This is a genomic window from Chryseobacterium sp. JJR-5R, assembly GCF_034047335.1.
Lineage (GTDB): Bacteria > Bacteroidota > Bacteroidia > Flavobacteriales > Weeksellaceae > Chryseobacterium.
The window spans coordinates 1,596,238-1,617,938 of sequence record NZ_CP139137.1 but is presented as its reverse complement, the minus strand read 5'-3'; the positions used below and the strand labels follow the sequence as shown (position 1 = coordinate 1,617,938).

At 38.0% G+C, this 21,701-nt stretch carries 19 protein-coding genes; 8 read left to right on the top strand and 11 right to left on the bottom strand.

Annotated features, from left to right (window positions below):
• Nucleotides 1–90: 90 nt before the first annotated feature.
• Both SD427_RS07390 and SD427_RS07385 read right to left on the bottom strand, forming a co-directional pair.
• Nucleotides 91–1,053: a hypothetical protein gene (locus SD427_RS07390; RefSeq protein ID WP_320560635.1), complete on the bottom strand. Its 963-nt coding sequence runs from the start codon at nt 1,051–1,053 to the stop codon at nt 91–93.
• An 11-nt stretch (nt 1,054–1,064) separates the two neighbouring features.
• Nucleotides 1,065–2,018 (bottom strand): C-type lectin domain-containing protein, encoded by a 954-nt coding sequence (locus SD427_RS07385; RefSeq protein WP_320560634.1) that lies wholly within the window; start codon nt 2,016–2,018, stop codon nt 1,065–1,067.
• A gap of 939 nt (nt 2,019–2,957) precedes the next feature.
• Between SD427_RS07385 and SD427_RS07380 the strand changes: the two genes are divergently transcribed.
• The 4 genes from SD427_RS07380 to SD427_RS07365 all read left to right on the top strand — a co-directional run bounded on the left by SD427_RS07380 (nt 2,958) and on the right by SD427_RS07365 (nt 6,855).
• Entirely contained in the window at nt 2,958–3,776 is an 819-nt protein-coding gene (locus tag SD427_RS07380; RefSeq protein ID WP_320560633.1) for a DUF2268 domain-containing putative Zn-dependent protease, read from the top strand.
• 112 nt (nt 3,777–3,888) lie between these two features.
• The gene (locus SD427_RS07375) at nt 3,889–5,157 is read left to right on the top strand and encodes an erythromycin esterase family protein (protein WP_320560632.1); all 1,269 of its coding nucleotides are present in this window, start codon (nt 3,889–3,891) and stop codon (nt 5,155–5,157) included.
• A 270-nt stretch (nt 5,158–5,427) separates the two neighbouring features.
• Entirely contained in the window at nt 5,428–6,051 is a 624-nt protein-coding gene (locus SD427_RS07370) for a CatB-related O-acetyltransferase (protein WP_320560631.1), read from the top strand.
• 150 nt (nt 6,052–6,201) lie between these two features.
• A complete protein-coding gene (locus SD427_RS07365) occupies nt 6,202–6,855 on the top strand; it encodes a hypothetical protein (protein ID WP_320560630.1) in 654 nt (217 codons plus the stop codon).
• A gap of 251 nt (nt 6,856–7,106) precedes the next feature.
• Here the strand turns inward: SD427_RS07365 and SD427_RS07360 are convergent, their stop codons facing one another.
• The 4 genes from SD427_RS07360 to SD427_RS07345 form a co-directional block, all read right to left on the bottom strand.
• Nucleotides 7,107–7,700, bottom strand: coding sequence for a hypothetical protein (locus SD427_RS07360; protein WP_320560629.1), 594 nt, complete (start codon nt 7,698–7,700; stop codon nt 7,107–7,109).
• A gap of 53 nt (nt 7,701–7,753) precedes the next feature.
• Complete coding sequence (locus SD427_RS07355) at nt 7,754–8,002, bottom strand: hypothetical protein (RefSeq protein ID WP_320560628.1); 249 nt, start codon at nt 8,000–8,002, stop codon at nt 7,754–7,756.
• A 78-nt stretch (nt 8,003–8,080) separates the two neighbouring features.
• Nucleotides 8,081–8,617, bottom strand: a complete 537-nt coding sequence (locus SD427_RS07350; RefSeq protein ID WP_320560627.1) for a hypothetical protein — start codon at nt 8,615–8,617, stop codon at nt 8,081–8,083.
• 541 nt (nt 8,618–9,158) lie between these two features.
• Nucleotides 9,159–9,788: a nitroreductase family protein gene (locus SD427_RS07345; RefSeq protein WP_320560626.1), complete on the bottom strand. Its 630-nt coding sequence runs from the start codon at nt 9,786–9,788 to the stop codon at nt 9,159–9,161.
• A gap of 105 nt (nt 9,789–9,893) precedes the next feature.
• On the opposite strand from SD427_RS07345, the gene SD427_RS07340 reads away from it, so the two are divergent.
• Together SD427_RS07340 and SD427_RS07335 are read left to right on the top strand one after the other, a co-directional pair.
• A complete protein-coding gene (locus SD427_RS07340) occupies nt 9,894–10,271 on the top strand; it encodes a helix-turn-helix domain-containing protein (RefSeq protein WP_320560625.1) in 378 nt (125 codons plus the stop codon).
• A gap of 60 nt (nt 10,272–10,331) precedes the next feature.
• Nucleotides 10,332–11,225 (top strand): cation diffusion facilitator family transporter, encoded by an 894-nt coding sequence (locus SD427_RS07335; RefSeq protein ID WP_320560624.1) that lies wholly within the window; start codon nt 10,332–10,334, stop codon nt 11,223–11,225.
• Between the two features lie 72 nt (nt 11,226–11,297).
• On the opposite strand, the gene SD427_RS07330 is transcribed toward SD427_RS07335, so the two are convergent.
• The 3 genes from SD427_RS07330 to SD427_RS07320 form a co-directional block, all read right to left on the bottom strand.
• Nucleotides 11,298–11,507 (bottom strand): hypothetical protein, encoded by a 210-nt coding sequence (locus tag SD427_RS07330; RefSeq protein ID WP_320560623.1) that lies wholly within the window; start codon nt 11,505–11,507, stop codon nt 11,298–11,300.
• A 231-nt stretch (nt 11,508–11,738) separates the two neighbouring features.
• Nucleotides 11,739–14,309: a TonB-dependent receptor gene (locus SD427_RS07325; RefSeq protein ID WP_320560622.1), complete on the bottom strand. Its 2,571-nt coding sequence runs from the start codon at nt 14,307–14,309 to the stop codon at nt 11,739–11,741.
• A 618-nt stretch (nt 14,310–14,927) separates the two neighbouring features.
• Entirely contained in the window at nt 14,928–15,500 is a 573-nt protein-coding gene (locus SD427_RS07320) for a hypothetical protein (RefSeq protein ID WP_320560621.1), read from the bottom strand.
• Nucleotides 15,501–16,063: 563 nt separating this feature from the next.
• Between SD427_RS07320 and SD427_RS07315 the strand changes: the two genes are divergently transcribed.
• Nucleotides 16,064–16,426: a helix-turn-helix transcriptional regulator gene (locus tag SD427_RS07315; protein WP_320560620.1), complete on the top strand. Its 363-nt coding sequence runs from the start codon at nt 16,064–16,066 to the stop codon at nt 16,424–16,426.
• 71 nt (nt 16,427–16,497) lie between these two features.
• Here SD427_RS07315 and SD427_RS07310 read toward each other — a convergent pair whose 3' ends face one another.
• A complete protein-coding gene (locus SD427_RS07310) occupies nt 16,498–17,106 on the bottom strand; it encodes a master DNA invertase Mpi family serine-type recombinase (protein ID WP_320560619.1) in 609 nt (202 codons plus the stop codon).
• Between the two features lie 137 nt (nt 17,107–17,243).
• Here SD427_RS07310 and SD427_RS07305 point away from each other — a divergent pair, with 137 nt between their 5' ends.
• A complete protein-coding gene (locus SD427_RS07305; protein ID WP_320561030.1) occupies nt 17,244–17,888 on the top strand; it encodes a TaqI-like C-terminal specificity domain-containing protein in 645 nt (214 codons plus the stop codon).
• A 62-nt stretch (nt 17,889–17,950) separates the two neighbouring features.
• On the opposite strand, the gene SD427_RS07300 is transcribed toward SD427_RS07305, so the two are convergent.
• Nucleotides 17,951–21,616: an Eco57I restriction-modification methylase domain-containing protein gene (locus SD427_RS07300; protein WP_320560618.1), complete on the bottom strand. Its 3,666-nt coding sequence runs from the start codon at nt 21,614–21,616 to the stop codon at nt 17,951–17,953.
• Between the last annotated feature and the right edge of the window lie 85 nt (nt 21,617–21,701).

Genomic DNA, 21,701 nt, shown 5'->3' with positions numbered 1-21,701 from the left:
TATTCGTCAAAATAAAAGGGCATCTGAAGGCCATCATATTCTATCGCTTCATAGTATTCAGGATTGTATTGTATGCTATTTTATTTTATCCTACTGCTGAAATTCAACGACAAATCCGGTTACGCCACCATTGTTGGCAGGAAGATCATTCCATGGATGTGTAGAAACATAGCCATTTTTGGTTAGGGTAACATTATCGTTTTTTCCGTATGCATGTACAAATCCCTCACCGGAATTCGTGTTATTGGGTTCATTGGTATAAAACCAGTTGATCTTCCTCACGGCTGAAACTCCTTCGGCACTGTAATCGTGTAAAGGCTGTTCACCGGTAATCCATTTTTCTTCCGGGTCGGGGGTAAGAGCGGCTCCTGCTTCCCAGGAGAATTTCACAAATCCCATCCAGGTCCTCTGGGTATCGAAGGCCACATGGTTAGTCAGCAAGTTCTGCTCTATATATTCCCATTCGGCATCCGTGGTATATGTAGCCAGGTAGCCGCCCATGTTTTTTGATGCATTATAAGCATCAAACCAACTAAGAGTTCCGCTGCCGGAGTAAGCAGCATACGTATGCCCGTTTACTGTATAATTAACAGCTCCCTGTTTCGTATACGTGTTGCTGCCAATGCTAATAGTGGCAGGAGCTGAAGATGCTGTCGCAGTTTTGCTCGGAGTATACCCCAGAATATTGGAATCTACCGATGTTGAATAACTGATGACGGTCGTATTGGTTACCGTACCCAAGCTTCTCCAGATACTGCCGTCAAAATAGTAGCATCCTGCCGAAGTAATATTGGCCGTTTTCGTATCAGCAGCAGAAGGAATTGAAGTAACATACACGATTGCACCGGTCTGGGCTGCAGTATATTTTGACCCGGCATTCTTGATCTGGTCGCCGGTTAATCTTGGCATTCCCATACCTTCTGATGTGGTCCCGTCATTTTTAATGGCATCCACTTCAAGAGTGGAAACAACATTTTTGGTCGAGATACCGATTTGCGCATAAGCAGTTATGCCACATCCTGCGAATGACAGTAATAATAAACGTTTTTTCATTTTAGTCTTGTTTACTGTTGAAATTCTACGATAAAGCCGGTTGTGCTCCCCGTATCTGCTACAACATCGTTCCATGTATGGGTAGAAGTATATCCGCCGTATGTTTTGGTTCCGCTGTTCTTAGGAAGGGTAATTACGAACCCTTCTGTTCCACCGGAATTGTTGGGTTCCCCAGTGTTGAACCAGTTGGATTTTCTTACGGCACTGGTACCGCCGGCACTATAGTCATGCAGGGGCTGTTCTCCCGTAATCCATTTTTCTTCCGGATCAGGCGTAAGGGCTACCCCGGCAAACCAGGAAAACTTGGCAAAACCGATCCATGCCTGCTGTGTATCAAATGCAGCTGCACTGAGAAGGCCTGCTTCTACCTGTTGCCATTCCGCATCGGTAGTGAAAGTAGCCAGGTAGCCGCCCATGCTTTTGGCAGCATTGTAAGCATTATACCAGGTAATCCCGCCGGCAGCGGCAGAATAAGCAGCATAACTGTGACCATTGTAGGTAAGAATACCTGTACGTGTGGCTGTGATCCCATTCACAGTAAGAGTAGCCGGAGCACTATTACCGGCCGAAGCGGTAGTACTTGGCACATACCCAAGAATATTTGGATCGATTACCGAGCTTATGCTCAGCGTAGTGGTGGTACTCTGTGCACCCATTCCATGCCAGATGCTGCCATCAAAATAATAATAACCCGGAGCCGTAATATTCAAGGTTTTACTTGTAAGAGGTGACGGCGCTGATGTGGCATATACAATAACCCCAGCATGAGCAGAAGTATACCTGGAATCAGCTGATGAGAGTTGGTTTCCGCTAAGTCTCGGGGCAATCACTCCCTCAGCAGTGGTCCCGTCTGTATTTTTTGGCGCTACATCAAGAGTGGCCCTCGGAGCCGTTGTATTTATCCCTACTTGGGCGTTGATAAATGGTGCTGACAAAAAAGCAGCAGCAAGTAGATGTCTTTTCATTGTGATAATTTAGCAAATATTTTCTCCAAAAGTATGTAAAAAAATACGACTTATTATAGTGCGGGCCGGAAATTGAATGCCTTATAACCAAACTCTTTTACTGTAAAATTTTTTATTAAACGTTAATTCCCTGAGTATGAATGTAAAAAATGACATCCAACAATATTAATTCATAAAACAGTGATTACTAAACTTTTATAAATAATTTCAGAAACCTCAAGACGATCTGGTATTTGCCCTGATAAAAGTTTCTCAATCCTTACCATTCATTTAATTCACGATTCTGTGTCTGTTTTAAATATCCGTCTCATTTATACAATAACAGGGCATGTTCGAAATACCTGTATACCATAAAGAATGGTTTTTTGAAATTTTGACCTTATGCTAAATTCATAAGGGTATGCTTTGACAGGAACGTGACTGGCCTGTCTGGAGCAATACTCTGAAAGGGGTTCCGGAATGAATCTCTGACCAAAAGTCTTCGGGAATCATTTACAGAACTTATAATTGCAGAATTTTGGTCCAGGCCAATAATTAATTGAAAATTTAAATGTACGACCAACCAATCATTTTTCAGTCATAAATAGCTAAGTTTACATTTTTACAATCCAGAAAAAAAGAAAATAAATACATTTGTAAACTTTTAAATATACTGATGCATTTTCAGTGATATAACAAAATGCGCTGTATGAATGTCATACAGATGAAAGCCTGTAACCTTTTTACATTGAGCCAATCAAAAATCAGATGATACATAAAATTATTTTACCATGTATACTCCTATCCTTACTTTCCTGCGCAATTTCCACTCCGGCAAAAGAGGATTTTGATTTTAAAAAAATTGAACAGATATCTGACTCTGTTCAAATTGAAAATATTACCGTCCGGAATTTATTTAAGTACCAGATATTAGCTCATCAGTCCCTGGATTTTGACTCAATGATGATAGACAGAAATGTGTACAAGCCTCATCAACAATTATGGGACAGCTGTTACGGTGTCATTTTCGGTGATGAGAATGGGAAAAAATTCAATAATGTCGCCGGGATGAGGCAATGGAACCGAACATTACTGGCCGAAAACAGGCAGGATCTGATCCGGAATACAAAAACAATAACCGATATCAATCTGAATAAATTGATTAAGAAAAACCTGAACAGATTCAGTAAGCTGGTTCCTTACCAGCCAAAGGCAGATTTAAGTTTGATTTTTACACCGATCACGGGAATTGGATTTGGAGGCTGTAATGCTGAACAATTCGCTTTAGAATTAAATAATCCTGAAATTGATATAGCGTATACACTCAATAAAGGATTACCGCACGAACTCAATCACCTGGTTTATGAAAAATTCAGAAACGCTGATCCAGGTAGAGAATCTGCATTAAGCCAGACCATCGATGAGGGTTTTGCCTGTTATTTTACCTACGTTTTCTTCGACAAGCAGATTACACAACATGAGGCAGTAGAAAACATGACTCAAAAAGACTGGGAATGGTTTGTAACCCACGAAAAGGAAATATTCACCAAGGTAAAAGATTTCTTTCCTGATTCGTCGGGAAATAATCCACTATTAAGAAACGACAAAATAAAGCTTTTCCCTGACGCTCCGAAAACCCTGAACTATTGGCTAGGTTTCAGGATCGTCTCAAAATATGTCGAAAAACACGGAAAAGATTCCTGGAAAGATCTTTACACCCTACCAGCTAAAGAAGTTTTAATAAAAAGCGGATATGAAGATTATATTAAAAAACTTTAAAAAAAGAACTGAAATTAATTCGTTAATTTGGCTTTGGTTTTAAAAAGCATCATTACCAACTCTGCCGATGTGGAGGGAATAGATGAAAAAAAATCAAAAAGCTGTTATGTATATGTCAAAGCGCCTGACCCTTCTGTTATTGTTTTCTTGCTTGATACCAGGCTTCGCAATTTCGCAAACCAAAAATCAATTATCCGACGAAGAAAAGAAATACCTTCTAAACTTCGTTTATCCCCTCTCATCTGTTGACCCGGAACAGAAAGCAAATGATGACCTGAAGGTCCTGGACCGGCTGGTTGGGAATTCAAAGGTCGTGGCTTTGGGGGAAGTCACGCATGGCTCCGGTGAGATCTACCGACTGAAAGACAGAATGTACCGTTACCTTGCCCGGAACAAGGGCTACGACATCTTCTCCCTCGAGGCATCAATGCCTGAGGCATACAACGTCAATCAATACGTGGTTCATGGAGAAGGTGACCCTAAAGCCTTGCTGAAAGGGATGCATTTCTGGACCTGGCAGACAGAAGAGATGCTGTCCATCGTCAATTGGATGAAACAGTATAATAGCCAAAATCGAGACAAGATCCGGTTTTCGGGATTTGATATGCAGTTCTACCAGGGTGCGCTTGCCAATTTAAAAAAAGACTTTTCTGAATATCAGTTTCCGGAGAGCGATATCAACGAACTTTCCGCCCTGTTAACTGAGGTCCATACGAAAACAAGTCAAAAGAAATCAGGACACACCCTTGTTTCCAAAAAACAGAAAGAAAATATTAACCTTCTTCTGGGCAACACAAAAAAACGCGCTGAAAAAATACCAGCCGGTATTGACAGAAAGTGGTTTCTCCAGAATGTGCGGATCATAGAGCAATACCTCGCTAAATCCTACGCCACCAGAGATAAGCTGATGGCCGAAAATATAATGTGGATTGCAGAAAACTACCCAAATTCCAAAATTGTTGTTTCAGCCCATAATGGCCACATCAACAACAGGGAAAATGAAATGGGCAGTTTTTTGAAAGAAGCTCTGAAAAATGATTACACTACCTTTGGGTTCGCTTTTTATGAAGGCACTTATACTGCACTCTCCAATACCCTGAAAAAAGAAAGCCTGCGGACGCCGCAAATTGCGCAGACGGCCATTCCGGGAACTGTGGAATACCTGTTGAATTCTTTGGATATCCCGATTTTAATCCTTGACCTGAAGCGCTTAAGATCAGAAGCGGATCCACTCGCTAAACGGATCGTGAATGATATCATGAAATTCCGGAATACGGGTGCAGTCGCTTTGAAACGTGAATTTTGGGATGCCCGTGTAGCCAGTGATTTCGACTATCTGGTCTTCATCAAAAAGTCGACAAACTCAAAACTTCTGGATTGAAAATGTTTGCTACTACAAAATGCGAAAATTCATCTTTAACCCTTTATAATGCATAGTAAATAAACTTAACCACCCATCTCATAATTTCTGAAGTGTTGTGTAATATATTTGAAAACTGAAATAACCAACCGATAACAATGAGTGAAACAATTTTAATTGTCAGTTGAATTATATTGATAAATCCGGCTCCCGTACCGCGATTTCCCAACAAGGCGAAGAACCCCGAACGTTGAACGTAACTTCTTAACGAAAAACAACAAAATTATAAAAATGAAAACACCGGATAAAGACCTGAAATTCCCATTAGAAAACTATGACAGACTTTGTTTTCTTAAAAATATAATTACAAATCCCAATATTATCGTTGGTGATTACACCTATTATGACGATTTTGAAAATGTAAATAATTTTGAAAAAAATGTAAAATACCACTTCGACTTTATCGGGGATAAATTAATCATTGGAAAATTCTGTATGATTGCTTCTGACGTCAAGTTCATCATGAACGGCGCAAACCACCTGACAAAATCAATAAGTTCTTTTCCTTTTGCAATTTTCGGAGATGCTTGGAAAGACGCTATGCATGGTAAAAATTATCCTACAAAAGGAAATACGGAGATCGGGAATGACGTTTGGATCGGATATAATTCGACAATAATGCCCGGAATTAAAATTGGAGACGGAGCCATCATCGCAACAAATTCCACGGTCACTCAGGATGTCGAACCTTACTCAATTGTCGGCGGAAACCCGGCCAGGGAAATCAGAAAAAGATTTACAGAAGAACAAATTGAAAAGCTGTTGGAAATCAGGTGGTGGAACTGGGATATCGAAAAGATAACAGAAAATGTGAAAAGCTTAACCGGCGGAAATATAGAATCTCTTAAATTTTGATACTGAATAAAAGCTGTATCATGCAGTTCTACAATTTTTAAATATCTGCAAAAATGAAATCTGTCTTTATTAAACCCGTATTTTCCCCACGAATAAAAAAACAAAATTAACATCCGATGCTGATCCATGCATCAGCTTGGTTTAAACGGATTGAAAATGACAAAGCTCAAAATTATAAAAAACATCAATCGGCACTTCGTTCTCATTTTCATTTCATTCCAGATCAATTTATCTGCTCAAAATATTAAAGGTAAAGGCCACTACGACAATCAGGTGAGAGAAGAAAAGGGGGATTTGAACAATGATGGCAAGACAGACAAGATCACGGTAAAAATGGATACAATAAACGAGACAAGGCCACTTAGGGTAGACATTTTCCTGTCTCAACCTCATGGAAAAATGAATTTAGCAGTATCTTCAGATAAAATAATTGAACCTCAGTATCCTGCAGAAAACAATGGAAAACATAATGGGTACCAAATCCCCAGTTTTTTTATTGAAAAAGGAATTTTGTCAATGTGGAGTGAAATTAAAAGCGGCAATATTACATACGGTTTTAAATATCAAAATGGGAATTTTGAATTGATCCATGTAAAAAAGTTAACCAATAATGCAACCAAAGGATATACTGACGAAAATACGATTTTCACCGAAATGAATTTTGATCTGATTAAGGGCATTATCACTGAAACCGATGAAATGTCAGGTGCAGAAAAACCGTTAAGTAAAAGAAAAAAAACAAAATTAATCAGACCCTTGCCGAAATTACAGGATTTCAAATTTTCTGATAAAAATGTATATTAAAATCTGTAATACTATTCACTTCTGACTTTTAGATAGATGCTTTGAAGTCACAGACGAATACTTTACAATTTTTTACAGAAAAATAATGTCTGCTTTGAAGAAAATGATGTTAAACTGAAAATAACATTCAGAAAAGTGAAATCCATTCAAGCAGACAATCAAAACTACCGATCATTGATTTCCAGTTTTTGTATTTAATTATCTTTCTCTGGTATTTTGGCTGAATCCCCTACTCTACCCGTTATGACCAATTACCTGTAATCTAAGACCTCAACCGTTGTAACGCCTGCCTGGTTCCGGTTTTCATTATTTTTAAAAGTTAATTTCATTGCCCTGTCTGAGGAAACTTGTATGTGTACCGGCAGAGGCTGCGCCGTAATACCTATAAGCGGTTTTTCATTCTTAATGCTCCCGAAACGGTCTGTAAAATCGGCAACAACCAAAGAATCCGTAATCGTTTCAGGAATCAGGAAAATAAATTCCGAACCCGTTGTACTCTGTACTTCTTCACTCTTATAATACTGTATGATGATGTTTTTTCCATTATCTTCCTTCGTTGGGTCGTGTATCACTAAAGGCAGTTTACTTGAAAATCTTTTATTTAAGGATCGAATTCCGGCCTCATTGAATTTTGTACCAGGGAGTTTCAATACACAATCTATGTAGGCCAGGAATACCTCAGCCTGATTAGCTTTCATTTTCTGAGCCTGCGGAATGACAGATCTGTTTTTACGGCTTTTGCCATGATCTCCGTTACAGTTCAGAAAACAGCTGAGCGAAAAAGCAAACAGAATATAATAAATCCTGTCAGATTTAAAAACAAAAGAAGGATTTCTCATTTTCATTTGAAACTGATTTACATGATAAACTGAATACAAACAATATATTAGGGAACTGGTCATTCCGTAACTTTTACGCCCATTTCCTTAAAATATCTGTCGGAATCACATTTTTCCACACCGATGCTGACCATTCCGTTTTGAAGATCCCAATAGCAGGTTTCAGAGAGGTTTTTGCTGTTTATATCAATCAGTCTGTCATAATCAGGCGCGAAGAAAACATACCTCTTTTCATTCTCAGCGTTCCAGTAGAGACCGTTATCTGTATTGGAATTTTTTGTTCCGCTGCCGTACGTTTTGGCAAGCAATTCTTAAGCGTTTCAAGATTTCCTTTTCATCAAAATTCGCCGAATGCCAGATTGTCTGTGTCGTATAATTTGCGATTCTTATTTAATAAGTTTGCCAGCTATTTTGATCTCATTCCAGTTTCCGTCAAATCCCTGTCCTTTGATATACGTTTCCAGATGCGGTTGCCCTTTCAAATTATCATGGTAAATCATATCAAAAGAAAAAGTCATTTTCCGGTCAGATTTTTCAACGATTGTGACCTTATAATCATTGGCTGACTTATCATTAAGCGTAAAAAAGCTTTCATTGAGCTTACCGCCAAACCGGGCACGGACATATTCCTTACCTCCGGAAGAAGGCCAGGATTCAACCAACTGCTTATTCTCATCAATCCGGAGAAACACTTTGGAAACGGCATCACCGCCGACAAGAGAATAAAACTGATAGTATAAATTTCCGTCGATCCTTAGCGTATCCTTTATTTCTGTGTAGTTTTGAGCATCAACTTTCCAGTAATTTCCGATCTGCATCGGCATGAAGGATTCCGGGGTATTTCCCTTATTACTTTTATTCTGCATCGTGCATGAAACGAGCAGTATTGGAAAAACGAGCAATGGAAGAAAAGTCTTTTTCATAGTCTGAATTAATTTTCGGGATTTACGGAGGGGGAACATTTTAATGGTAAAGTGATACCCCCGCAGTTACTCAACAGTTTCATTTACTAAACATCTGCAATATAAATCATTTTACAGAATTTCACACCTTCCCATCAAGAGGTAAATATAAATTACTTACAAACAGTGTAATTATAAAAACGGAAAGTGATAAGAAAAAACCGGTTAATTCTGAGCACAATAATTTTTAGGCCACCTGTATTTCCTCAGTCATTCTTTTTGATTTAAAATCTGTCATTAAGTCATTTTTAATTTTGAGTGATTACATGTTTACAGTGAAGAGGTAAAACACTGTCGGCTCAATAAAAAATGGATTGATTACTGCGTTCCCGGGATATTTATTAATCAACGGAATACTTTTTCTGATTATTTGAATGCTATTTTTATCTGTATTGCTAAAAATCCCTGAAGTAAACAACAGCCCCGACAAATGTCGGGGCTGTTGTAGTAACCTCAAGATTTAAAGAGATTAAAAAATATTTCCGGCGCTTAGGTTAGCTTACTAATCTATTCTGATGGAAAATTCATTGCCGGGTAAACGGACTTTCGGCATGGAAGCCAGAAAATCATTGGCTTCATCCCGGTAGCCTAATGATAAGATAACAGAAGCGTGAAGACCCTTTTCAGAAAGGCCTAAAACATCGTCGAACAGTTTCGGATCAAACCCTTCCATAGGTGTGGCATCCACTTTAAGCTCTGCAGCAGCAATCAGGGCTGTACCCAGACCAATATATGCCTGTTTGTCTGACCAGATTACATTTTGTCCGGGTGTCTGGACAGAGAAATAATCGATCAGCGTATCCTTCAATACATTTAACGCTCCGCTTTCCAAATTTCGCTGCTGTTCCATCATTTCAACATAATCTCTAATATAACCGGCGGTTATTTCATTAAATCCGGCAAAGACCAGCAAATGAGAAGAAGCATGAATCTGTGCATTGAACGATCCTTCTCCCAGCTTTTGCCTTACTTCAGGGCTGGTGATGACAAACAGCCGGTAGGGCTGTATTCCGCAAGAAGAGGCGGTAAGATTGATTGCTTCGACAATCTGACCGATTTTATCTTCACTCACCTGCTTATCTGAATATTTTTTGACGGCATAACGCCATTTCAGGTTTTTGATTAATTCCATTTTTATTATTTATAAATTAAAGAAGCAAAGTTATAGCTTCAATGTGTATCTTTGTAACTAAGTGACAAAAAGTTATAGTGACAAACGGGTAACTAAGTGAATGGTATGGAACAGGAATTTGATCTGGTAAAGGATTGCAGCCAGAAAATACTTGCAATCAGTGATACGATGGAAATTTTAAACGGTAAATGGAAAATGTCGATTATCGCATGTCTGTGCTATAAGCCGATGCGGTATTCTGAACTGCTGAAAGAAGTCAAGGGAATTTCCGGCAAAATGCTCAGCCGTGAATTAAAGGATTTGGAGATCAATGAATTGATCGAGCGCCATGTCCTGAATACGGCACCTGTTGCGGTGGAATATCAAATAACGGATTACGGAAAATCACTCAAACAGCTCACGAACACAATAGCAGATTGGGGATTTATCCATAGGCATCGTATTATTTCGGGAATGAAGACCAAAACTGAAAAAAAATCATAAAATGATCCGTATACGCTGAAGCGTTAAATAATCTTTCTATCTGATATCTTAGTTCCATAAATGGCCAATAATCGTAAATCAATTTATAGCGCACTTGCCGCCAACCTGCTGATTGCATTGACAAAGTTTATTGCAGGGGCATTCACGAACAGTTCTTCCATGATCTCTGAAGGGATCCACTCCACTGTTGATACCACTAACCAGCTGTTATTATTGTATGGATTGCAAAAGAGCAGGAAACCGGCAGATGAATCCCATCCTTTCGGTTATGGCAAGGAATTGTATTTCTGGTCTTTTGTTGTTTCTATCTTGATATTTGGTCTTGGTGGCGCATTATCCGTTTACCAGGGGATCTTACATATTCTGGAACCTGAAGTGATGAAAGACCCGTTCTGGAACTATATCGTTCTGGTTCTTTCCTTAATTTTCGAAAGCACTTCTTTGTTTATTGCCGTAAAAGAATTCAATAAAACCCGGAATGGACTGAAATGGTGGGATGCGATCATTAAAAGCAAGGACCCGGCAAGCTTTCTCGTTGTTTTTGAAGACGGCGCAGCGGTGGCAGGCCTTATCGTTGTTATGGTATTGATGGGAATCAGCCATACCTTCCAGATCCCTGAACTTGATGGCCTCGCCTCAATCATTGTAGGATTGATACTGGTGTTTGTTTCTTTTATCCTGGCCAGAGAGAGCAGAAGCTTACTGATGGGTGAAGGAATAGCCCCCGAAACGAGGGAGAAAATTGCGAAGCTGGCTGAAAAAGATGCTGCGGTGGTCAGAACAAAAAATATACTCTCCACTTACCAGTCACCCGAAGAAGTAGTATTGATGCTCATTATCGATTTTGAAGACCATCTTGATACTGAAGAGATCACCGAAGCCATTAAGCGTATTCGTGAAAATATAAAAAAAGAATTTCCACTGGTTCATTTTGTCATTATTCAGCCGGAATAATTTATACCATCAAACTTTTGGGATTTTCGTTTTACGGTAAACCGTATCCAATACGGTAAACTATTAAAGGCTTTATGTAACGGCAATACCGTATCCTTCATTCTTCTTACGTTTTTTCCAGCCGGAAACTTCTTCCAGTTTATCAATGAGCTTATGTGTCCGTTCATCTGAATATTCTCTCCGTAAAGCCAACAGATTTTTTCCGGCTTGGACAGATAATTCATCCAGGAAGCTTTCGTAAGCAAAACCATGGGTAGTATTTCTTAAATTCAGGTTCCTCACTCCAAACAGTATTTGATCCTGATTACAAATACAGGAAATAATGTTTTAGCTGACTCTTACTGATTACTGATTTAAAGAAACAGATCCATGAAGCAAAGAATAATCTGTAACAATGTTCAAAAAAACGGTAAAGCTATGAGATTAACCCAAAAAATGCTGCCGTACGGTGGCAAAATCAGAAGGTTTTAAAAGAAAACCAGGATAATAAAGTCAACTGAGATCCAATACATATCATAATTTATAAGTAACGGCGGTATAATAAAAACCTCCGATAGAAGGACCGCCTAAAAAAGAATTGTAGTATGTATTAGTCAGGTTGGTCGCGCCTATTTTTACACTCATTTTTGCCTGGCTTAAATCATAACTGATCTGAGCATCCAGTGTTCCATACGGTTTTACGTTCCCGTTCACTAAAAAAGACCTCCAGTAAAAACTGCTTTGCTGTCTGTAAGAAACGCTGAAACCAATACCCTGAAAGAGGTTTTCTCCGGAAAAAGAAACATTCCCCGTCCATTCGGGTGTGTTAAAGCCATCTTCAAAGCCGTCATTGTTTTCGGTACGGCTCAGCCTGGCATACGAAACATTGCCACTGAAGGTGTAATGGTTCCAGAACAGATACGAAAGACCCAAGCTGGCTCCGAAGTTGTAGACCCTGCTCTGCGAGTTGGTATACATCCTGTAGCGGCTCTGCTTACTTCTGTCATTAAGATAAGTTGGAATGAGAGAGGGGTCCGTTGTATTAGGCACATTCATTTCGACCTGTGCGATGAAGTTATCATATTTATTAAAATAAAAATCGGCATCCACCTTTAAATTTCTCTGCAGAAAAAACCCTTTATACCCTGCTTCAAAAGAGTTGATGTGTTCCGGATTCAGGTAAGTGTATGTGTTTTTAACGAGAAGATACTTCCGCTGTTCAATAGCCTCGGATAGTGCCGTTCCGCTGTTAAAATCGCTTGTCACTGCTGCCTGAAAACCATCGATGGAACTGCGGAGGTAAGCATTCTCAAATACGCCGTTTGACATAATTCTCAGTCCGCCTACCCTTTTTACCCCGCCGCTGTTGACATTGGAAAATGCCTCGAAGATACTCGGGAATCTTGATCCGCTTTGAAACGACATCCTGATACTCTGTTCTTTGGAAGGCGCGACCACGGCGGCAATTCTCGGATTAAATGTAACATCAAAATAATCATTCTTATCGGCGCGCAGGGTGGCTGATAATTTCAACAGGCCCTGAAACATATTTTTGCCTGCCTGCACAAAACTGCCTGTTTTGCCATAGCTAAAGGTATCAAAGGATCTGCCCTGAGCCGGATTGATAAAATAGTTCCCGTCAGGATCAATAATGTACGATTGATAATCGGCACCGATCAGGAGATCCAGCCCGGTGTTCTTTTTAAAATCAGGCCCAAGCAGATTGCTGACATCCAGCTGGCCTTCGGCATGCAGCAATTGATCCCTTACCCGAAGCGCCGCGCCTTCATCCCAGTTATTGATATCTGCCAGCCGGTCAACCGCACTTTTAAATAAAGCGGTCCCCGGCTGCAGCCTGCCGTCATCAGCCACGGCACGGGCCTGGTTGAGAGCCTGAGCGATACCGGTGCCCGGGTTTGCTGTTGCGCTGTTAAATGCTGCTGCATAATCATTGTACCAGACATTGTCTGACTTGAAGCTGCGATCCAGGTTCTCCGCTGCAGACCGGAGGTTAAATGATTTCCCCGTATTCTCGGTGGTCAGAAACGCCTTGATCTGAAAAATATCATTTTTAAGCTCAACCGAATGTTGCTGAACGATATAATCCTTCAGTACAAATCGGTTGGCCCGCTGATAGACATTGTCCAGGTCAGCAAAACGATAGGTGTAGGTCAAAAGCGTTTTGGGCCTTATCTTATAATGCAGGCTGATATCTGCCTTGATATTCTGTATGTTGTAATCCGTGAGGTCTTTTTCACTGTATCCTGTCCGTGCCACCACATAGCGCCTGCCGGCAAGTGTGAGCGTACGGCGGTTGGAAGATTCGTTTCCATAGCCGTTTACAGGATCGTAAGCGGGATTGTCCACGCCTCCGGCAATACCCAGGTTGGCATTGGCGGAAGGATTCAGGTCCGTTCTGTCATCAGCAATCCAGTCAGAGCCTTTGGTGAACGTACCGTTCAGTTTAACAGCGAAGCGGTCGGACAGTTTTTCAGCAATCCGGATGCTGTTTTCGGTAAACAGCGTGACATCCGAAGCATTGCTGTTGAGATGATTGACGCCGGCTTTTTGCTGTACCGTTATACCACGGTAGACAAAGGGGTCTTTGGTTATAAAGTTTGCCAGGCCGTTGACGGAATTCAGGCCATACAGTGCCGAAGCAGTCCCGGGAATGATCTCAACCCGTTCAATATCCAGATCGCCGGGCCCCATGGCATTACCGATAGGGGCTCCGATATGAGGCGCCTGGTTATCAAAACCGTCTACCAGCTGTGTGAACCTTACATTGGTGGTATTGGCAAAACCGCGTGTATTGATTATCTTAAAACCTAAACTGGGAACCAGCATCTGTACGCCCTTTACATTTTCAAGCGCATCAAAAAATGAAGGTGATGCACTGTTTTTAAAATGAAGGCTGTTAACGGACTCGATACTAACGGGAGACTTCATAATGCTTTCGGAGGTGCGGGAAGCGGATATAACGATCTCATCTATTGCCTGGACTCCTACTGTATCCTTTGTAATTTTATTCTGTGCGCCCAGCATCGATGTTGCCCCGGAAACAAAACAGAAAAACAGTACAGGCGTTTGTAAAATTATTTTCATAAAATTTTAACCGGCTGATTTCAGAATCACTTTTCACATCGCTGTTGCCATTATATGAATTACTGTATCTGATGCCAATATTACTGAATTATTAATCCTGTAAATTTCGAAACTATTAAGGCATTTCGCAAATAAAACCTGTATAATAATCACTGCAATTTATATCATTCTTAAAAATCCCCCTTTTTTCAGTTGGTGTTTTGACCGGTAAATATCATGTACCTAAAGCTCATTTCCAGATTTCCTTGGGCAATGCAATCATTCAGTGAATGAATCCATTTTATTCTAAGACCATCAATAACCAATCGTTGTAAGTAATTGATAACCTTTATCATAAATATCCATACCTATGAATAATTGATTTGAATAAAGTCCTGCCGAGATCACAAAAACCGGCATCTGAAGTTTACTCCATGCCGGTTCTTATTTCCTGCTGCCTGTAATTGGAATGATATGCTATTTTTTCTATGGCGACTGAGCTCAAATAAGTATTTATTTTTTATGATTTACGGCCAGGCTTATATTGACCCTGATTTTTCTGATCATACTTTGCCGATTCCTATGACAAGAAAACGCTGATGAGTTCCGTAATCAGTAACTTCAGTGACACGGAAAAATTTATGGCGACTGAAGTGCAGATACCGCTGGCTTTGCCTGCGTGAATTTCTTTTTATGATCTTTTCTTTCCAGGATCAGCCACGCCGCATCCAGCATTTTGGCCAGATGGAGGCACAGACCGATGATATCACGCTCAGGCACGTGATTAAAATTCCCAAGCGAGAAATACACGATGTCCGACAGGAACTCCTCAAATTCCTCCAGGCGGTACTCCTTAAATGCTTTGCGGAAGACCCGCGCCGCGTCCCGGTATTCTTCTTCTGAAAGTGAACCCTGCACCAGCGGGCTGCCGGGCTCCGGAAGTATATCAACCGTCCATTTCCCGGGTTTTTTCCTGAGGCACCACCCTGCCCGGAGAAACGACCGCAGCGACTGGTGGAAATGAAAGACCACGGAAGGATCTTCCGGGATTCGCGTTTTCTTTTGTGATGCATACTGCATAATCCGGTTCAGCCGCTCCTTAGCCGTTACCAGGTCATGGAACTGGAAAAACACTTCCAGCAGCGGTACGGGTGAATGCTTCTTCCGGCCGGACCAAAACCGGGATTCCAAGTCTATGCTGTTCTTTTTCATAGGTTCTGTTTTTTGTGATTTAATGGTGTTCCTGGCCACAAGGATTTATGGAGCCAAAACATAACTTTCCCGAGTGCCTTTTGATCTGAAAAAGGACATGATAAGATCTTTGAGTAGTGACCCAAAGGCACCGGAAAGCATTTAATATAAATGAAATCTGTGTTTTTATAAGCTTTGATGTAAAGCCGCAATAGGTTGTACACCCCATTGTATCGTGCAGTCTGATACTGTATTTTGAAGAAGCGGCTTAGGTTTGATGTAGAGAAAAGCGGACAGCATGAAAATAAAACGGCATGAGACTCTACATTATCCGAACTGAGGTACTGGTATACCTGTACACAGATAAGAGAGCTCACGCCTAGGTCGTGAGCTACTTTACTTATCTTCTCGTGTACTTTAAATTACCAGTTTTCAGTTCGAGATTCTAAGCAATAGCTTCTATATTTCTTTGAAGTATCGCAAAGTTACATTGCTGTAACTTATTTAGCAAATATAATAAAAAAAATCATATTCGATACAAATTTGTATCGAATAATTTTATCTAATATTTCAAAATTTACTGTATGCAAGAATATAGTAATGAAGAAATTGACGCATTAGGTTTACAGATAGGCTGTATAGTAAGAGTTGAAAGACTTAGACAAAAAATATCCCAAGAGAGTCTCGGCCTTTTGATCGGATCGAATAAGACCACTATTGGCAGATTGGAGAGATATGAGCATTCTACAAGTTGGAAAATATTATTTAAAGTCTGTCAGTCACTAAAAATCGAATACAATTCCCTATTTACATTGCAATCATTGGATTATGTCCTACATGTAATTAAGGAATCTTTTAACTTAGAAGAAAAGCTTACTGCTGAAAAAGAATTATTTTACAAGAACTTAGAAATTGAAGTAAAAGAAAAATTTAATAAAACTAAATAATAATCAAGTTATTATGGAATAAAAAGAATCTGTCTCATAACTGATGCAGATTCTTTTTATTCAAATCTATATCAATGCTTAACTAACTGCTGTTGATTATTAACAAAGCTACTTACAGTCAACCGATGAACTCCGAGTATCCTTCCAATTGCAGAATAAGAAACTTTACGGTCTAACAAATCCTGTATCTTTTTTTCCTGACCTGTTAATTTTGTCTTTGCAGATTTACTTCCTTTTGGACGACCTAATATAACACCCTCCGCCCTTTTTCTGGCTAAAGCTTCTTTAGTTCGTTGTGATATCAAATTTCTTTCAATTTCTGCTGATAAACCAAAGGCAAACGCCAAAACCTTTGAGCTTATATCGCTTCCCAATCGATAATTATCCTTGATTGTCCATACCTGAATATCACGGTTCATACATTCATTAAGAATTCCCATAATCATCAATAAGTTTCTTCCTAAACGGGAAAGCTCTGAACAAATAAGAACATCTCCTTTTTTCATTTTTTTTAGTAGCTTGCCTAACTTTCTGTCATCAACACTTTTTGCTCCGGAAATCGTTTCTTCAATCCATTTGTTCACGACTGTCTCCTGACTTTGGCAGAAATGATTGATTTCAAATCTTTGGTTTTCTACTGTCTGCTTGTCTGTACTTACCCTAATGTAACCGTAAATCATTTTTTTATTTGTTTAAATTATTATTATTTATAATTTTAAATTATACAATAAATAACTAAAAAAACAAAGACCTTTTTTTCTTACAAAATGCCATTAAAATAAATTATGGAGGTAAAATAGACTAACTTTATCGACCTATTTTACGTGGCAGAGACATTAAAAGATATAGTTTTGAATTTGCCGATAAATGGTTAATTTGTGCTACAAAAGACATTGTGAATACTGATATACCAAATAGATATTCAGCAATTTGCCGGCATTTGGAACGTTATAAAGGTAAAGGAAAGTTAGGAGATAATTCAACTACCAAAGTTTTCAATCGTCCGTGGTGGAGTTTAATGCAAGAACCAACTGGTTATTGGGACGATTTTTCTCGTGAAAAAATGATGTATCCAAATATGACAAAATTCTTACCATTTTATTTAGACAATAAAGGTTATATGCAAAATGACAAATCATTTATGATAACAGGAAAAACGTTAGCATATCTTACAGCTTTTCTAAATTCTTCATTATTTAAATACTGTTTTATTGATAATTTCCCAGAATTGCAAGGAGGAACAAGAGAAATAAGAAAAATATTTCTTTCAAAAATACCAGTTCTCCAAGTATCTGAAGAAACAAATCAAAAATTTAAAAATTTAGTTAATGAAATTCAGCTAAAAAAGGAAAATGCTGAATTTACTAGAGATTGCGAATTAAAAATTGATGAACTAATTTTTGATTTATATAATCTTACAGAATTAGAAAGAAAAGAAATAGGTTTTATTGAGATTTTATAAATTGTATTTCTTCATCACTCAATTTCAAAAAGTTGTAAAGTAAATCATTTATATCGTTTTGCTTATGTAAAAAAATCCTCTTTTTTATTTCTTAAATTACAAAGCTCATGATACAGAAGACTAAATTTCTCTTCAATATTATCTGACACTTTCGGTATAATTAAATTTCTCATATAAAGTTCTCTCCACTGATTTGTTCCTACACCGGAACTTATACAGAACGTATTAAAAAGCCAACTAATGACGGGATTATTTAAAACACAACATAAATATTCTAAATTATTGCCAGTCATAATGAATGTTCCATTTAAGGTTAAGTAATTTTCATTGAAATCTATTGCAAATCTTCCTTTGTCAGCAAGTTCAATCCATACAATTTTCTGTCTATTGAAATCGTCCCAATAATTTATACTATCTTGTGTTTCAAACCATTGATTATGAGTCTTTTTTCTTGCTCCAATGTCTCCAGTTTGTTTTAATCTATTATAACCAATACTTATAAAATGTTGTTTAATAGCAGGATAGTGGTCTATCTCTATTCTTAAGCTAGGAAATGTTGTAATGACATATAAATCAGCAAATTCATAATAATATCGCTTTATATCACGTCCTCTTAATAAGGGTCGTATAATTTCTGCTGATTTTGGGTCTTCTGCAATCAATTTCTCTCTCTTTTTGCCATCAATTATAAATGCTTCATTAAACCCTGTCTTAATACCATAATTTATACTAATATCCCAATCTTTTAAAGGAATGCCAACTGCTTCTATTTTAGACTTTATGCTTAGTTCGATATTACTTAAGACTACCCAGCTTTCTGAAGTAGTAAATTTAGAATCTGTAGAATGCTGTCTAAAATAATCACTCAAATTAATTAACACTTTATCTTTGACAATACAGGTTTGAGTTTGTTGTCTATTTTTATCCTTAGAAAACATCAGAATGTTTGTATCCACGGTAGCGGTATCAAAAATCTGCGTTCCTCCGAAATCAATCAAAATTTCCGGATTTGTTTTTTCAACAAAAAACTTCCTTAGACTTTCTCCATAAGCCGCACGCATCCATTTGTTGGAAGTGATGTACGTTAATAGTCCTTTGGATTTTAGCACATTATTTCCTAACTCATAAAATAAGCTGTAAATATCTCCGGTTTTTGCAAATGTTTCATATCCTATTTTTTGCAATGCATCACTGGCCGCTCCCATTTTTTGTAGTTGGATATAAGGAGGATTACCAATGATCACATCAAAGCCCAGAAAATTTCCATCACCATCTAAAACCTCAGGAAATTCAAACCTCCATTCAAAGGCATTTATGTAAATAACATTGTTCAGAATCTCTTCCTTTTCTTTCTGTGCAAGCTCAGCCTTGAGTTTAAGCTTTTTCAGATTATCCTTCTCTGTTTTCTTTATGGCTTCACCAAAAGCTATTAAGTTTTGCTGTCGTTGTTCTTCATTCTGATACAAGCCTACAGCTTTGGAAACTTTCTCTCTGATTGTATTATCTAATGTGGATTTGAAATTATTTTTTATAATTGTGATAATTTCCTCAACTTCTCTTTTTTTAGATTTTGAGTTTGTTGTCTTATAGTCTTTTACAGCCTGTTTGTAATCGGCAACAGAAAAATTAATTTCCTTATTTTTAAATGCCGCTTTTAAGCTGTCATCTAAAGCAAACCTGCTGATTAATGAGTTCCCATTCTTGATATTGATATCAATATTAGGAAGTGTCTGTAATTCGCCTTCATCCGTGTAATAGGCATTTTTTAAAAGTTCTATCCAAAGTCTCAGTCTGCAAATGTTAACCGAGTTCGGATTGATATCAACCCCAAATAAACAGTTTTCAATAACCGTTTCCTTCTCATGAAAAATTGCCTTCTGAATGAGCAAACTCTGTGGATCTTTCCTGTTGTAAGAAAATAACTCATCATTGGCATCTAAAATATAGATTTCATCATTTTCAACTTTCACGGAACATGGCAAAGCACTAAAATTTTCATCGGCTAATATTCCCAGTTCGCTTTTGATGGCAATCATTTCATTCAGAGCCGAAACCAAAAAGTGACCAGATCCTACAGCAGGATCACAGATTCTGATTGAATTGACCGTCTCATTAAATTTCTTGCGATACTCCTTTTTGAAATATTGCTTACAGTAATCAACGACATCTTCAAAAGTTTCTATACTTGCTTCAAATTCTTCTTTAAATTTTTGAGTGACTGATTTTCTGAGAGTCTCTTTACACATAAACATAGTAATCAGTCCCGGTGTATAGAAAGAACCGTCCCGATAACCATTGATCTTCTCAAAGATCAAACCTAGTACAGATGCGTTAATCAATGTTTTATTTTCCAGCTGAAACTCAGATTCAATTCCGGAGTCTGCCGAGAAATCATAAGCGTCCAGAAACTTAAAAAAGTAATCTAATGTATTAAGCTTACCCGTTAATTTCTTATTACTTTCATCTCTCAGAACTGTTGATGAATACAATTCCATATTCTCATCCATAAGAGCCGTAATATCAAAAGTCAGTTCTTCAAGTGTATTTTTTTCGAAAAGACTACTATTCAGATAAGGAATGTGTTTAAATTTATCGGCATACCTCGCGTGACGTTCTTTTGGCGGTTTTGCCAAGGCTGAAAAGAATAATTCATTCAACGAATCAAAACCGTTAATAAACTCATAGTTTAGAAATTTAAATTCTTTTGAGTTTCCGTTGTAACTTCTCAGTTGAGATTCTAATAGTTTAAGAAATAAAATCCTGTTAACCCAGGTGAGACAAAGTTCCAGACCAACATTGAAAGCTTTATTTTCAGTTGGAACATTTTTCACTTTGTTCAGATAATCTTTATCCTCTAACGTGAAGATTGTATTTTCTAATAATGGCCCGTAATCATCAGTTTTGTACACTTTTCTTTTGATAACCTTCTTTCCATTTTCTTTGGTTTCCTCTAAGCCGATAATGTGAAGAAGTTCATTATAGAATGCTTTATTAAGTTGATTGCTGTCATTACCAAAGCCTTTGCCTAACAAATGAATATCTGAAAAAAGCTTGTAAATATTGATAAGCTCTTTTGGTTTGAGATTAGAAATCTGTTTATTACGAAAATCTAAATAGGTAAAAGGAAGCTGATCTTCTACTTTGGCAATATATTTTGCTGCAATTTCATTATAAAAAAGCAGCGTCTTATCCGTGTCTTTTAAACCATCTCTAAATTGTGCATATTCTTTCAGCAACGCTTTATCACTATAGAATAAATCATAAAAATCCCGTGCTTTGAAAAAGAACCATTCAAAGCCATTGGTAATAATCAAGTGCTTAATATTATTATTCTTGTGGTCTACTCTTTCACGCAAATAATACAACAGAATTTCCTGAAGAGCTTTTCTATTGAGGTTGCTTACGGTAGGAAATTCTGACTTATTGCTAGGCTTTTTTGCTTCAATGATAATCCCCACCTCTGAAGTCGCATCATTGCCCAGGTAGACAGCTAAATCAATTCTTTCTTTGGTATTGATTTCGTTGTCTCTATAAAATGTTGAATTTAAAAACTTTTTTATAGGTGATTTTAAATGTTCCTCACTTTCATTTCTAGCATCAACCAAATTGATAGCAGTGATACAATCTTCTAATTTCTCAGCGAATTGCTGTATATCAATCAATTGTGGATTAAACTTTTTATAAGCGGGACTTAGTGCTTTATGAGGTTCAAGTAGGTTTGTTTTCAATGGTTGCTGTATCTTAATAGGGGATTAATTTAGACAATTATTTTGTTGTATACAAGATCAAATAAAACTAATCATAACGCGCAGA